This is a genomic window from Sphingopyxis indica (assembly GCF_032879645.1).
GTDB lineage: Bacteria > Pseudomonadota > Alphaproteobacteria > Sphingomonadales > Sphingomonadaceae > Sphingopyxis > Sphingopyxis indica.
In genome coordinates this window covers 1,398,637-1,412,644 of record NZ_CP076394.1, presented here as the reverse complement: position 1 = coordinate 1,412,644, position 14,008 = coordinate 1,398,637, and the positions used below count along the sequence as shown (strand labels likewise).

Below are 14,008 nucleotides of genomic sequence, written 5' to 3'. Positions count from 1 at the left end.
GCGACGCTTTTCAATATTTCGCATCAAGTCTCTGCCGATCCGCACTTGTGACCTGCCCGGATCGGCAGCGCAATCGCATTCTCTGGGCTTTGCGACCAATCGCGCGAATCAGCCTTGCGCAATCGCCGGGCGCCGGGTCAGCTGTCGGCGCCGAACAGGTCGCGGCTGTAGACCTTTTCCGCGACGTCCGCGAGGTCGTCGGTGACGCGGTTTGCGATAATGACATCGGCGCCCCGTTTGAATTCCTCCAGGTTCCGGATCACGCGCGAATTGAAGAAAAGTTCCTCTTCGAGCAGCGGTTCATAAACGATAACCTCGATCCCTTTCGCCTTGATGCGCTTCATCACGCCGAGGATGCTGCTGGCGCGGAAATTGTCCGATCCTGCCTTCATGGCGAGCCGGTGGATGCCGACGATGCGCGGGGCGCGCTTGATGATTTCGCCCGCGATGAAATCCTTGCGCGTCGTGTTCGACGACACGATCGCCTGGATCAGATTCTGCGGCACTTCCTTGTAATTGGCGAGCATCTGCTTGGTGTCCTTGGGCAGGCAATAGCCGCCGTAGCCGAAGGAGGGATTGTTGTAGAAGGACCCGATGCGCGGATCGAGGCACACGCCCTCGATCACCTGGCGCGGGTCGATGCCGTGCAGTGCGGCGTAGGTGTCGAGCTCGTTGAAATAGGCGACGCGCATCGCGAGATAGGTGTTGGCAAACAGCTTGATCGCCTCGGCCTCGGTATTGCCGGTCTGGAGCACCTGCGTGTCGGGGTCGAGCGAGGCGGCGAGCAGCAGCTGGGCGAATTCGCCGGCGCGCGGATGCGTGTCGCCGACGACGATCCGCGACGGATGCAGATTGTCGTAGAGCGCCTTTCCTTCGCGCAGGAACTCGGGCGAAAAGATGATGTCATTGCTGCCGGTTTCGGCGCGCATCCGCTCGGTGAAGCCCACGGGCACGGTCGATTTGACGACGATCAACGCGCCCGGCGCTCGTTCGAGCGCATCGGCGATCACCGCCTCGACCGATCCGGTATCGAAATAATTGGTGTCGGGATCATAGTTGGTCGGCGTCGCAACGATCACGAACTCCGCCCCGTCATAGGCCACGCGCTTATCGGTCGTTGCGACGAGGTCGAGCGGCCGGTTTGCAAGATAGTCCTCGATCTCGGCATCCGAAATCGGCGATCGCCTCGCGTTGAGCAAGTCGACCTTGTTCGCATCAATATCGAGCGCCACCACCCGGTTCCGCTGCGCGAGCAGGACCGCGTTGGAAATGCCGACATAGCCGGTCCCGACGACGGCGATCTTGCGGCCGCTCGATGCGGAAGGCGAAGGGGAGTCGGACACTATCATGCTCCTGCTTTCGGTTGAGCCGCAGCGCCCTAGCAAGCCGCAAGGTCCCGCTCAACTCGGCAAAGGGGTCGGCGGCTACGCCTTTCAGGTACCGCAATAGGTTATATAGGGACCAAAATCGGCCGGCGCCGGCTTTGCATAGTCGCCACACGCCTCGCGTTCGACGAAGGGATTCTGGACGACCTCGAGCAGCGCGAACCAGGGCGCCATGTCGCCGCCCTCGGCCGCTTCGAGCGCCGCCTCGACCAGATGGTTGCGCGGAATGTAGAGCGGATTGATCGCATCCATCGCGCTGGCGCGCGCGACCGGGTCGGCGCCCTCGCGCTCGATCGCCGCCCACCAGTCGGCGATCCACGGCGCCATCGCGTCCGGTTCGGGCAGCAGCGCGGCGAGCGGGCCGCCGTCGCCGCGCAGCAGGGACGCGAGCGCGCGGAAGAAGCCGGTGAAATCGACCGCGTGGCGCTCGAGTTCGGCGAACAGCGCATCGACGAGCGCGCCCTCGCCTTCGAACGCCTCCTCGAACCCCAGCTTCGCGCGCATCCGTGCCAGCCACGCAGTGCGGAAGAGGTCGGGAATCCGCGCGACGACCGCCTTGGCCTCCTCGACCCCGCCTTCGTCGGCGGCGTGGATCGCGGGGAGCAAGGCTTCGGCGAAGCGCGCCATGTTCCAGTGCATTATCTGCGGCTGGCGCGCGTAGCTGTAGCGGCCGTTCGCGTCGATCGAGCTGAACACGGTTTCGGCAGCGAAGCGGTCCATGAAGGCGCAGGGGCCATAGTCGATCGTCTCGCCGCTGATCGCGACATTGTCGGTGTTCATCACCCCGTGGATGAAGCCGATGCCGAGCCAGCGCGCGACGAGGTCGCACTGGAGCAGGACGACTCTTTCGAGCAGCGCCAGCGGCGGATTGGGCGCATCGGCGAGCTCCGGGAAATGACGCTCGATCGAATAATCGGCGAGCTGCTTCAGATGCTCGGCCCCGAAATGCGCGGCGAAGAACTGGAAGGTGCCGACGCGGATGTGGCTCGCGGCGATACGCGTGAGCACCGCGCCGGGGTGTGCGCGCTCGCGCTGCACGCGCTCGCCGGTCGCAACCGCGGCGAGCGAACGCGTCGTCGGCACGTTCATCGCCGCCATCGCTTCGGAAACGAGATATTCGCGCAAGACCGGACCGATCGCCGCCTTGCCGTCGCCGTTCCGCGAGAAGGGCGTGGGGCCGGACCCTTTGAGCTGGATGTCGAAACGCGCGCCGCCCGGCGCGACCACTTCGCCGAGCAGCAGCGCCCGGCCGTCGCCGAGCTGCGGCGAGAAATGCCCGAACTGGTGCCCGGCATAGGCGAGTGCGAGTGGGGCGGCGCCTTCGGGAAGCTCGCCGCCCGAAAAGAGGCGGGCGAGCTCTTCGTCGCTCGCGTCAAGGGTCAGGCCCAGCTGTTCGGCGAGGGGGCGGTTGAAGGCGAGCAGCCTGGGCGCAGGCGGCGGCGCCGCCTCGGCGGGGGCGTAGAAGCCTTCCATCGTGCGGTGGAAGCTGTTGTCGAAGGCGATGTTCATCGGCATCGGATCCCTGTTGATCTCGCGATATGGAAGCGAGACGGCCAGGCCACAATAGCAGACGCGAGACACCGCGGAACGAGACGGGGGACGGCTCCCCCTCCCTCCAGCAGCCGCACCTCCCTAGGAGGTTGACAGCCGAATTGCGTCGATCGCCGTCTCGGCTTGCCTGTCCGCGGCTTGCGGCCGGCCGTACATCACCAGTTCGGGATAATCGCACATCGCCGCTTCCCTTGCGACGAAGTGCGCGACATTGTCCTTCAGAGGCTGCCCTTCCTCGAACGAAACCGCGCCCTTGCCGCGGCAGGCCAGACCGAAAGTGAAGCTTTCAAGCCCGGTCAGCGCATCGACGCCGTCGACGCCGACATCGAGGCGCGCCATATCGCCCTCCTTCAGCATCGTCATCGTGTTTGCAACGACGGGCGCGCCGACGCCGTTCCAGCGGATCTGCAGTTGCCCTGTTTTACCGCGAGGCACGATCATCGTGGATATGCCGGGGCGGCTGATCACGGTCCATTCGAACGGCAGGGGCTTGTCGCGGTCGCGAGGCGCGAGAGCGACGAATTTCGCGAAATCGGGGTCGTAGATGGCCGACTGGCCTGCGCCGGCCGGGTTGGCGGCCATGGCAATCCGTACGGCCTCCCCCTGCATGCCTGCCCGCACCATGGCGTCGAGCGAAGCCTTGAGGTCCGATCGCGTGAGAGTCATGCCCTTGGCAAGCATCTTGTCGAAAAGTCGGATGCGGGCATCGAGCGCGTCCTGGCTGCGCAGCGTGCCACTGAAACCGAAATAGCTATCGCGCCATGGGGGCCGCAATGAGAGGCGCTCGATAAGCAGATCAGCAGCTTCGGGATAGATCTCAATTCGAGAGAGAATGGTAATTACATTAGGTATAAGCTTTTCTCGGCGTAATAGAGCATCCGCACGCCGCACCGCCTCACGCGGCGCGGCGTCGCGCAGCGTTTCAATAATCAGATTCTGCTGGGCTGCGGTATCGCGCCATCCAAGTTCCTCGAGGGTCTGGATGAAGCGTTTGCGGCGATCGGGAGCCAGATTTCCTCGAGCCTCAATGGCAAACAACAGATTCAAGACGGGCTGGTTGAGTGGCTGACGAGCGAGGACGGCTTTCGCTTTCTCTGCGGTCTCAGGTGGAATCTCCACATTGGTAACACCGGCCAGATCCCAACCAGGTTTGGCGGCAATTCGTTCTCCGCGCCGATCGGCGAATGTGAAGATAGTCAGGCCAAGCAAGGCAGCGAACAAAACAAAGGAGGCGATGTAGCGTATCATGGCTCTATCCCTGCATTCCTTCTCGGTCGCGGCCCATTCGGACTCGAACGCGTCTCTTCCGTTCCTCCGCGCCCGAGAAAAAGAAAGTGATCAGGATTGCGAACACGACGATCCATGCAGGCGTGCGCAGCGGATAATCAACGATTGAATGCAGTGCTATGAGCCCGATGGCGAGACCGGCTGGTGGTGCGAAGACACCTCCCTTATTCGGGGCACGCACCAATCGCACTGCGCGCACGGCGATCGCGGCAGCGAAGAGGCAGAGCACAAACATGCCAGGCAATCCCATTTCAATGAGAACGCCGAGATATTCATTATGTGGACTGTTGATATAATACGCAGTGACGTGATCGAGTGGCTCGCGGGCAGCATAGGCAGGTACGAACGACCCAATGCCGCTCCCCCAAGGGAAATATTGACTGACCAAAGGCCAGCTGTTTCGCCAGATTTCACCGCGCCCATTGTCTGCTACATCATTGAACCGTTCAAGTGCATTCGTCACAACCGTGCTGAAGCTGAGCAAATATACCAGCGCTATCACCACGGCGATCGCACCTAGTAGTAGCAAACCTCTCCGTTTTCCCTGAGCCTTAATGAAATAGAGATTGACCGACGCAACGAGTCCGAGAAACATTAGGCCGAGGGCCGCACGCGATGTCGTGCCGATCGTGGTCGCAAGGAAGGTGATCGAAAGGACGGTCGTCCAGGCGATAGCCGACTGTTTGGACAGGGCGCGGATGTTAACGAATGCAACGCAAAAAATCGCCCCTATCGCAAGCATCAAGCCTTCATGATTCCGATTGGCGAAAAAGCCGATGAGGTTACGTCGATGTGCGCTATTGTAAAAATTGAACGTTGCTCCAGCGCTGCCCATCTGAATGACGCCGACCAGTATCGAGGCCACGACCAGCACGATAAATAGAGCGACGCAGCGTTCTCTCGCAGCCTCGTCGAGAAGCGAAGCTGAGAAAAGCGCTGCGTAGGGGGGCAATAGCATCAGCAGTGCCAGTAAAGTCGCAGATGGTGCGAGCGTGAGCGGATGGGCAAGGTCTCGCGCGCCGACGAGATCGAAAACGGCTTTGGGAACATCCCGGCCGGGAAGCGTCTCCCAAATAGCAGGCGGCAATGGAACAAGTTGGAGGGCCGGAACAAGCGGGATCAGTACGAGCGCCACCCTAAGCAAGAGGGGCAACCGCCCGACGGCACCCCATGCCCCGGCGAGAAGCGCGACGGGCAGCGTGATGGATGCCACAACGCAGATCACGAATATGCGCAAGCTTGCGTCGCCTGCGCTGCCGCCGAGCGTGAATGCGCAGACCAGCAGCACGTATAGAAGGATCTCGTTTGCGCGGGTTAGCGTCGACGTCTGAGCTCCCGAATCGAATCTGTTCTGCTTAAAAATGGCTTCTCTCTCTCGCTCTCGATCCGCCTCGCCGAGGCGCCCGTCGATGGAAGAATTGCACTGCTCCGTCAAGTCGCACGCCCGAGAGGGGCGCGACCTGTCGCCCACCTGCGGCTGTCCGTCGCTAAACGATAGCAAGGTGGGCACGTATCCCGATTGGGTGGCGCCATGCAGTATGATATTTCAGCAGCCTTGCCCACTAAGCGAGTTTGTGCAAAGCGGCACCTCGGAACGAAAGGGTTAGTGATAGATTTTAAGTCGCAATTGAGGCGGTGCCAGGGGACTGACGGGGCATCGCGCACTGAAATTCGAGTAACTTAAATGAAAGTCGATTCACTGCCCGATGCCCGTTCAAAGGTCGCGCAGGCTAGCACTGACCTAAGTCACCGCACGTCTCGCAAGTTAGACTTGGGGAAGGCCATGGCTGGCTTGACCCCGCTCGCTAACAAGCGGAGGCGCCGTGCTAATCTTTCTGCCTGGGCAATGTCTGTAGATCTCGTCTGCATTTCGCTGGCGTTCGTGATTGCCAGTTTGTTCCGTGCCGGCGAAATCGATTTAGATCAAGTGGGCCGCATTTTGCTCTGCACGCTACCCATATATTTGGGCATCGCGCTGAACAATCAGAGCCATCATGTTAAAATTCTGCTCAACGGCTTCAAGAGCGCATGGCGAGCCGGCACCGCATTCGCATTTTCCGCCGCTGCCATGCTGCTGATCGCCTTCTTTATGAAAATTGGCGAAGATTTTTCACGTTTGCTCTTCGGCTTCGGCACGGTTTTTGCGCTAATATTGCTGACGGTCTGGCGTAACCTGCTAGTGCGCATCGGACGGCGCTACCTCGGCGAATCCCCGTTCGCCAATCTCTGTATCTACGATCAGGTTCCGCGCAACACTCTAAGCGGGGAAGGTTCAATTGACGCGAGTGCGTTCGGGCTTTCGTCGCCGTATCCTAGCGACCCTGTCGCTGTGTCCAATTTAGCGCATGTCGCCCAAGGAATGGACAGGGTCATCGTCCATTGCCAGCCAGCCCATCGGATGCAGTGGGCGTCCATGTTGCGCTCGCTCGATGTGCCAAGCGAGATAGTGACGCCGGAACTCACTGACCTCCATCCCCTCGGGATTAGTCACCGTTCCGGGCAAGCTAGTTTGCTGCTGAGTGGGGGACCGATGCCGTGGACGCATCGTGCCCTGAAACGCGCGTTCGATCTCGCCGTCACCCTTCCAGTTATGCCGATATTGCTTCCATTCTTGGGCATAGTCGCGCTGATGGTTAAGCTTGATAGCCCCGGTCCGGCGTTCTTCCGGCAGGAACGTATCGGGCTCGGCAATCGGAAATTCCACATCCTGAAATTTCGCACGATGCGCGTCGAGGCAACCGATGCCAATGGGGACCGGTCCGCCGCGCGGGACGACGACCGCATAACGCGGCTCGGGCGCATTCTTCGACAGACAAGCATCGACGAGCTTCCACAGTTTCTCAACGTGCTAACTGGCTGCATGAGCATAGTCGGTCCGCGTCCGCACGCAATGGGATCTCGAGCCGAAGATGCTCTCTTCTGGGATATTGATGATCGATACTGGCACAGGCACTCGGTCAAGCCGGGCTTGACTGGCTTAGCTCAGATCCGTGGGTATCGCGGAGCGACTGAGATGAAATTGGATCTGACAAACCGCCTGCAGTCGGACCTCGAATATATCGCCGAGTGGTCGCTGCTGACTGACGTAAGAATCATTTTGCAGACTTTTTCAGTCCTTTTCCACAAAAACGCCTTCTAGATGTTTAGTCCCAGCGTGTGATGGTGTAATTTGTCATCGTCACAGCGGAAGGACGTATGGGACAGGTTCTACATGGGAACGCCAAGACCACGCACGCCATTCGAGGCGAGCTACAGCGATCGCAAGCTCCGGTCGCGCAGCTCGCGAAGCGGTACGGGATCAACGAGAAGACGGTGATCAAGTGGCGCAGCCGGCAGTCGGTCGAGGATATGCCGATGGGCCCGAGGGAACGGCGCAGCACCGTGCTGTCGCCGATGGAAGAGGCAGCGATCGTGGCGCTCAGGGTTCAGGCCCGATTACCACTCGATGACGTCTTCATTGCGTTGAAGGACGTGATCCCGCACCTGACGCGCTCGTCGCTTCACCGCTGCTTGCAGCGGCACGGGATCAGCCGGTTGCCCAAAGCGGATCGCGAGAAGCCGAAGCAGTTCAAGAAATATGAGATCGGCTACTTCCATATCGATATCGCCGAACTGCGCACGAAGGCGGCAAAGGCTTCCTCTATGTCGCGGTGGATCGCACCTCGAAGCTGGTGTTCGCCCGGATTTATCGCCGGGCGACGAAGCTCGCTGCGGCAGCGTTCCTGCGCGTGCTGATCAAGACGGTTCCGTACAAGATCCACACCATCCTGACCGACAACGGCGTGCAGTTCGTTCAGCGTGATCAGGGCGGTGCACTGGGGTGGATCGGCCATATCTTCGGCCGCGTCTGCGAGGCAAACGGCATCGAGCGTCGCCTCACCAAGCCCTATCATCCCTGGACCAACGGCCAGGCCGAGCGGATGGTGCGCACCATCAAGGAGGTCACCGTCAAATCCTTCCACTATACCTCGATCAACGAACTGCGCCGCCATGTGGGCGACTGGCTGGTCGCTTACAACTTCGCCAAGCAGTTGAAGGCGCTGCGGTTCAGGACACCCTATGAGGCGATCGAAGAACTCTGGAAATCAAAACCAAATATCTTCAATATGGAGCCACACCATCACACGCTGGGACTAAACACCTAGCTTAACACCCTGTCCAGAAAACCGGCACCACCTCATTTCCCACTGTCGACGGAAGCCGATTTCGACACAATTAGCTCCTTTAAGCCAAGTTGGTGATTTTTTTTCGTTACGCTCCACCACACAACGGCAGCTAGCGCTGTACAAACTGCCTGCGTCCAAACCACGGCAGAGATACTACCGAAATATGCAGCTACGGCTATGGCGAGCACCGTAGATGGAGCAACAATCACACGCACCACTAGCGCCCCACGAACTCGCCCCATCGCGCGCAACGCGCCCAAGGCAGCAAAATTCGAGATTTGCAATGGAATGATGAGCGCCATCGCGTGAAGAATCGGCTGACTAAGTTGCCACGATTGGCCCACAAGCGCGCGACCTATCTGATCCGGCATCCAAGCGGCTGCCTGCGAAATTGCTAGTATCGAAAAGCCGCCCAGCACCGAGAATTTAATTGCTTCCCGGTGAAGGGCTTCAGGTCTTTCCTGCCAGATCCCGACGAAATGAGGGATCATGGCAGTTGATATTCCCATGGCAAAAACGTTGATAGGCCCCATTACGATCTGAGCGCCCCGGTAAGCAGCATTGCCTTCAAGGCCGATTAGAATCGCGATGATGAAAATGACGCTTTGCTGTGTTGCCGAGACAATACCTCTGTCTATCAACAGGCTAGCCATCATCACGCGCTTTTCACGCAACCACAGAGTCAAGCGTGTGAAGATTGGGCCATGCACCCTTACAAAAGGCAGAGTGCACAGAGCTGCGGCGCAGCCGGTAAATATCCACGTCCCAGCGACGCGGGCAAGTGAGGCAGTCTCGCCGGTCGCGGTTAAGAGCGAAGCAACCGCCATAAACGCTAGCCATAGACTGTCTGCGATCAAGGAGAGATGAATCTGCTTAGCAGCGAAACCTATGTACCGGATGGTGTCTTGAACTGTAAGACCGGCGAGACCAAACCCCAAAATTGCCAGCCCCGTTGCAAGCGCTCCATCCACAAAGTAACTACCCGCCAAGACCACCATGCCAATCAGAAGACCGAACGCTGCCGAAACAACTAAATTTATAGCAGCAGCCTCCTTCGCACGTTGTGCGCCGGCAAGCAGCAAGGTTTCCCCTGTAATTGCGCGTACGGAATCGATCGCTAACAAGTAAATAGCAAAGATGATCCCAAACACCCCAAAATCCGCTGGCTCCAGCGCGTGGGCTGCAATTATTGAGGCGACAAGGTTAGACAGACTCGAAAGGGCTTGATCAACGCTAATCAACCCCACGCTCTTCACAGAGCGCATGCAAAGCGCAAATAATTTTCTCAAGGTGAAATAGAAACCTGTAGAATCATTGACAAGCTCTAAATAACTTTTCCGCGGCACAAATACAGGCTGCGCTGGGCGCTCTCATCATCAGTCGATGTGGCCGACAAAAGGTCGATCTCGCTATAAAGCGTAGCGAGATAGGCCATCTGCGCGGTCTGCTGCTTTTCCGTACCGTTCGATTCGAAGACGAGCTCCTCTGAAAGCTGCCACAGTGAGTAGATGACATCCTTCCAATTCTCTATCCAAGCACAGATCGAGAGAAGGAAAGCGACGTCCACCCGACCGTTCGGGACAAGATCGGACAGTAGCGCGAGTGGGTCGCGTTGTAAGTCAAAAACGAAAAAGCTCAGATTGCTCGCATTTTCGTGGCGCCTCATTGCATTTGCGGCATTAATCAGGCGATAGTCGATATCCACGCCGGTGCCTCCGGCAACCTGGTCGCGAATAGCGAAGAGCATGCCGCCTTGGTTACAGCCAACATCAAGGACAGTTTTCCCGTTAAAATCAACGGGGATATAGGAAAAGCGTTCTGCGGGATTCCGGCGGCCGCGCAATTCGTGTCCACCTAGAGAAATCGTATGATAGCCGGCGGGATAAGTCTTCGCGGCGTACGGTGGCGTAGCGGTTTTCGAATAGTTCAGGAGGTTCAAAATTTGGGTCACTGAATCCAAGTCCGACCCGGCGCAAACCTGCCTTTCAAAAACATAGAATTCTTCAGGATCCCGCTTAATATGCTTACGGTAAAATCGTCTCAACATCGTGAACTGAGACAAGTAAGACTTAATTTGTTTGATCATAGAAAATTTTCACCTTCCAATAGACTCAAGGAGGACGGAATATACGGCCTTCCTGCATGGAAATCGGGGAAAGGCCGAGCCGATCAAAATCAGCGGTTGATGAAGTGTCCCATGCCCCGGCACGTGGTCAAACTCAAGCCACGATTGGTTCGCGACAGCTCCGATCAGCCAGCGCGCGCCAGCACTGCCGAAAGTAGCTCCGAAGCGGAAGCACCAGTTGGCACGTCAAGCACCATCGGGGGAGCTTGAACGTTGCCCAGACCAGATGTCACGATATCCCTTACCCCGTGCATCGCGCCCTCGGCATTCAATTCGAACCCAAATCTGTTCTCGTGAAATTGAGCGCTTGCAGATTGTTCAAGCAGGAGGGTCAACGGTCCCAGTTCATGCTGCATAATATGTGCCATCGCGAGCGCAATTTCCTCAGCCGAGACGACTTGATGGGCAAAATCGGAAATCCCATCCCTTCGCCTCAGATACAACACGTGCGTCAAAGGTGCTGACATGGCTGAGCGGTCAGCGCCCCATATTTCGTCGGGCTGGACGCGCCTCAGGACTGCACCTTTGCCTAAGAACCGTTGCCGTAGAACCCAATGCAGCCGATCCCCCATTGAACGGCCACGAAATAAGTCGGATTGCTGCTTCGCGCTGACCAGATTGAAGGGATAGAGCTGCATCCGAAATGGTGTTCGATGAACCTGACCATCACGAGTCAGCAACGCGACATCGTCGGAAATAAATTTCCATTTGGAAGATGAGTGGAGCAACTGAAGAAGGCTCGTCGTTTTCCCAATACCACTCCACGCCATTAGTAGAACAGTACGCTCGCCGTCCGTGCAAGCACTAGCGTGGCAAAATGTCTGCCCGCGACTCAATTGATAAAGCTGAATGTAAGGAATGAAAATGCGGTAATAAAACCGTTTAGAAATTCTTCGCCAAACATCGTCAAAATTGTTATCGAACGGCTTTAAAATGTTTCTAACGACCCGACTCCCCAGAAGGCGAGCGTTCGACGAAACTTGCACCTCAAGTCGGCCTTTATCAATTTTGACCAAATGAGGAATATACGCATCATCCACCCAGGCCCAGTTGGATCCAATGCTGCAATTCTTCAGTCGAATTTGATCCCCTTGGGGGCAGCCGAAGTCGCCGAACTTAAAGCTCGCATCCGGGAGACCGTTGCCACACCGCAAAAATTGGGGATGAATCTCCTCGCGCACTGCGTGAGCCAAAGGCCCATCGCCGACTACCTCAAAATCCAACGCACCTAAACCAAAGCGCTGCTGCATAACGTTCGTTCCGTCACTGACCATGCGAGCGCGAGGTGGGTCGCGATGTCGAGCGCACAGACTTCCCGGATCGCTTCGGATCGACGGCGCGAGAGCGAGCAAACGCAATGGCTGCAAAGAGAAAGAATATTGCCCCATTTAGCTCTTCGTTGAGGGCTGCGGTCGCTACCGAAATTATGATCACGCCCATCACCGCCGACAACGCCACAAAATCCTCAGGCGCTCTTGTTCGACGCATCACTCTCCAAGAACATGATATCATTAGGTAAATAATTGAAAGCATTGCCCCCAATCCGGCAATTCCAGACTCACCCATAACTTTTGGCCAGAATGTGTCCAAAAGATACGTATCATTTTGCCTATTAGCTCCCCACCGGCCGTAGATTCCATACTTAAAGTAGAGACTGCTGTAGCCGTCAGTTCTGGACCCCTCACTTCCGAAGGTGCCTGCACCCGCGCCGAGCGGGAACAGGTCCAATGCGATCTCATATCCGCCGCGATAGAGCGCGCGCCGCACCGTATCCGATCCTTGTTCGCTGGTATAATAGGAGATTCTTGAGGTCACCTCTCCGCCAGCAGAAGATGCGAACACAGATCCAATCGCTGAGACCCCAAGCAATACAGCGAGCGCCTTTGTAAATGCGTTTGTACGAACAAAAATCATGACGAACATGAGCAGAAAGAGGCAGCCTACAATGATCTCCTTTACCGACACATGAAAAATCAGGATCAGAAAGAGGTAGACTGCCAAAGCTAGTCGCCCGGTCGTAAGCCGCCGAGCCAAAAAACCTAGGGCGGAAAGAAATCCAAACAGGGCAACCTGCGCACTTTGAACTGGGTGATGAAAGAAGCCGTTCGGTCGGAAAAAAGCTCCACGTGTGGCCAGCGGCTCTCCATCAAAGCCTATTCCATTGCCCATGATGTCACGCAACACTTGAACTGAATCAACCAATGCGACCAACACCAACGACAACATGATCAATCGGACGACGCGTCTCAGCCCCCCCCTCCTCTCACTTCGAAGCGCGAGTGCCGCAGCGCCAAGAAAGAAGATGAAAAATTTTAGATCCAGCAAAAAGCTCTTATAAAATGCCCAACTTCCTCTTTCAAAAGAGTATTTAAATATTAAGCTTGACAATAATATTATTGATATATATGCAATAATACTCAGAAGTATTTTTCTGCCTAGCTCATCTTTAAATAAATAGTATGATCCAGCAGGAGCCATAAGGCCTACTACAACAACGAGAGCCTCATCTAAAAAGGACGGCGCAAACTTTGATTGCGTAAACTGGTACACAAGGCGAGCCAAGATGAATACCACAGAGGCGATCGCTAACGCGTCAAAGCGAGGTCGCGCTTTCGGCGTTGCAATCCGAGGCGCGGCAACCGCCGCTCGCGAATGATATGTTTTTTGGGCGAGCAAGGGTCTCTCGTCTCTGAACTCAAGCCGAAAAGGCCGCAGGATGCATTGCGCCTAGCAGGCACGAAGCGGAGCAACAAGGTCGAAGATCGCTTGCTGCGGTTAGCCAACGTTGGCGACCGTCGAACGGCAAATCCACGTGAGGATCGCAGGGAGGGGGGCGGGCGTGCCGTATCACAGGTGCCGCTCGGAAGAGCATTCGCTACCGGTCGCAGCGGGGTGACCATACCGAGGTTTGGGAGAAGCTGCGCGAGCTGGCGCAGCAACGTAGCCGGCTCGGTTATCGGCGCCTGCATATTCCGCTGCGCCGAGCGGCGGCCTCATGTCGTCGACGATGTGACCCGGGAGTGTCTGCGCGCGGTGCCCGACACTTCAATCTACGGGCGCCGGCTCGTGCGCGAGCTTAGCGATCCGATCGAGGAAGGACGCAGGCCAGGGATGATCGACAGCGACGGTGAAACCGATTTGACATCGAACGCGGTGCTCGCTTGGCACGGTGAGGTCGGCGTCGAGTAGAATTATATCGCACGCGGAAAGCCGATCCAAAACGGCTATGTCGAAAGCTTCAATGGCCGGATGCGTGACGAGCTTCTGAACGAGACGCTGTTCCTCGACCTCGAATATGTCCGCAAGGTGATCGCGGCCCGGGTCCAAGATTACAACTGTCGCGGCCGCGCTCAGGGCTTGGATATGACACACGGGCGGCGCTCGCCACAGAACTGGATCAGCAATGCGCAACAAATCCATGGGCTCTAATCCTGGCTGTTGAAAACCAGGAAATCACGTGCCGATTTTCGACCGCACTCTAAATCTGGAGGTTA

9 protein-coding genes and 2 pseudogenes are annotated in these 14,008 nt (G+C 57.4%); 3 read left to right on the top strand and 8 right to left on the bottom strand.

Annotation, left to right across the window (positions count from 1 at the left end):
* Positions 1-137 precede the first annotated feature (137 nt).
* From KNJ79_RS06660 to KNJ79_RS06645, 4 genes are all read right to left on the bottom strand, one after another.
* Positions 138-1,349 carry a nucleotide sugar dehydrogenase gene (locus tag KNJ79_RS06660; protein WP_317153316.1) on the bottom strand — a complete coding sequence of 404 codons (1,212 nt, stop codon included), beginning with the start codon at positions 1,347-1,349 and terminating at the stop codon, positions 138-140.
* An 84-nt stretch (positions 1,350-1,433) separates the two neighbouring features.
* Entirely contained in the window at positions 1,434-2,894 is a 1,461-nt protein-coding gene (locus KNJ79_RS06655) for a protein adenylyltransferase SelO (protein WP_317153315.1), read from the bottom strand.
* Between the two features lie 123 nt (positions 2,895-3,017).
* Positions 3,018-4,184, bottom strand: a complete 1,167-nt coding sequence (locus tag KNJ79_RS06650) for a hypothetical protein (protein ID WP_317153314.1) — start codon at positions 4,182-4,184, stop codon at positions 3,018-3,020.
* Between the two features lie 4 nt (positions 4,185-4,188).
* Complete coding sequence (locus KNJ79_RS06645; protein WP_317153313.1) at positions 4,189-5,658, bottom strand: O-antigen ligase family protein; 1,470 nt, start codon at positions 5,656-5,658, stop codon at positions 4,189-4,191.
* A gap of 348 nt (positions 5,659-6,006) precedes the next feature.
* On the opposite strand from KNJ79_RS06645, the gene KNJ79_RS06640 reads away from it, so the two are divergent.
* Both KNJ79_RS06640 and KNJ79_RS06635 read left to right on the top strand, forming a co-directional pair.
* Positions 6,007-7,362 carry a sugar transferase gene (locus tag KNJ79_RS06640; RefSeq protein WP_317153312.1) on the top strand — a complete coding sequence of 452 codons (1,356 nt, stop codon included), beginning with the start codon at positions 6,007-6,009 and terminating at the stop codon, positions 7,360-7,362.
* A gap of 56 nt (positions 7,363-7,418) precedes the next feature.
* Positions 7,419-8,368, top strand: a pseudogene (locus tag KNJ79_RS06635) (IS481 family transposase).
* A 32-nt stretch (positions 8,369-8,400) separates the two neighbouring features.
* On the opposite strand, the gene KNJ79_RS06630 reads toward KNJ79_RS06635, so the two are convergent.
* The 4 genes from KNJ79_RS06630 to KNJ79_RS06615 form a co-directional block, all read right to left on the bottom strand.
* Positions 8,401-9,735: an MATE family efflux transporter gene (locus KNJ79_RS06630; protein ID WP_317153311.1), complete on the bottom strand. Its 1,335-nt coding sequence runs from the start codon at positions 9,733-9,735 to the stop codon at positions 8,401-8,403.
* Positions 9,714-10,475: a class I SAM-dependent methyltransferase gene (locus KNJ79_RS06625; protein ID WP_317153310.1), complete on the bottom strand. Its 762-nt coding sequence runs from the start codon at positions 10,473-10,475 to the stop codon at positions 9,714-9,716. Before KNJ79_RS06625 ends, KNJ79_RS06630 begins: the two co-directional genes overlap by 22 nt.
* 164 nt (positions 10,476-10,639) lie before the next feature.
* Positions 10,640-11,764 carry a hypothetical protein gene (locus KNJ79_RS06620; protein WP_317153309.1) on the bottom strand — a complete coding sequence of 375 codons (1,125 nt, stop codon included), beginning with the start codon at positions 11,762-11,764 and terminating at the stop codon, positions 10,640-10,642.
* A gap of 13 nt (positions 11,765-11,777) precedes the next feature.
* Positions 11,778-13,076: a hypothetical protein gene (locus tag KNJ79_RS06615; protein ID WP_317153308.1), complete on the bottom strand. Its 1,299-nt coding sequence runs from the start codon at positions 13,074-13,076 to the stop codon at positions 11,778-11,780.
* 272 nt (positions 13,077-13,348) lie between these two features.
* On the opposite strand from KNJ79_RS06615, the pseudogene KNJ79_RS06610 reads away from it, so the two are divergent.
* Positions 13,349-13,918: pseudogene (locus KNJ79_RS06610) on the top strand (integrase core domain-containing protein); the annotation flags it as partial.
* Positions 13,919-14,008: the final 90 nt, after the last annotated feature.

Bases quoted from the DNA above. Each gene is read 5' to 3' on its own strand.
- KNJ79_RS06660 (WP_317153316.1), bottom strand. From the start codon at position 1,349: ATGATAGTGTCCGACTCCCCTTCGCCTTCCGCATCGAGCGGCCGCAAG.
- KNJ79_RS06655 (WP_317153315.1), bottom strand. From the start codon at position 2,894: ATGAACATCGCCTTCGACAACAGCTTCCACCGCACGATGGAAGGCTTC.
- KNJ79_RS06650 (WP_317153314.1), bottom strand. From the start codon at position 4,184: ATGATACGCTACATCGCCTCCTTTGTTTTGTTCGCTGCCTTGCTTGGC.
- KNJ79_RS06640 (WP_317153312.1), top strand. From the start codon at position 6,007: ATGGCTGGCTTGACCCCGCTCGCTAACAAGCGGAGGCGCCGTGCTAAT.
- KNJ79_RS06625 (WP_317153310.1), bottom strand. From the start codon at position 10,475: ATGATCAAACAAATTAAGTCTTACTTGTCTCAGTTCACGATGTTGAGA.
- KNJ79_RS06620 (WP_317153309.1), bottom strand. From the start codon at position 11,764: ATGCAGCAGCGCTTTGGTTTAGGTGCGTTGGATTTTGAGGTAGTCGGC.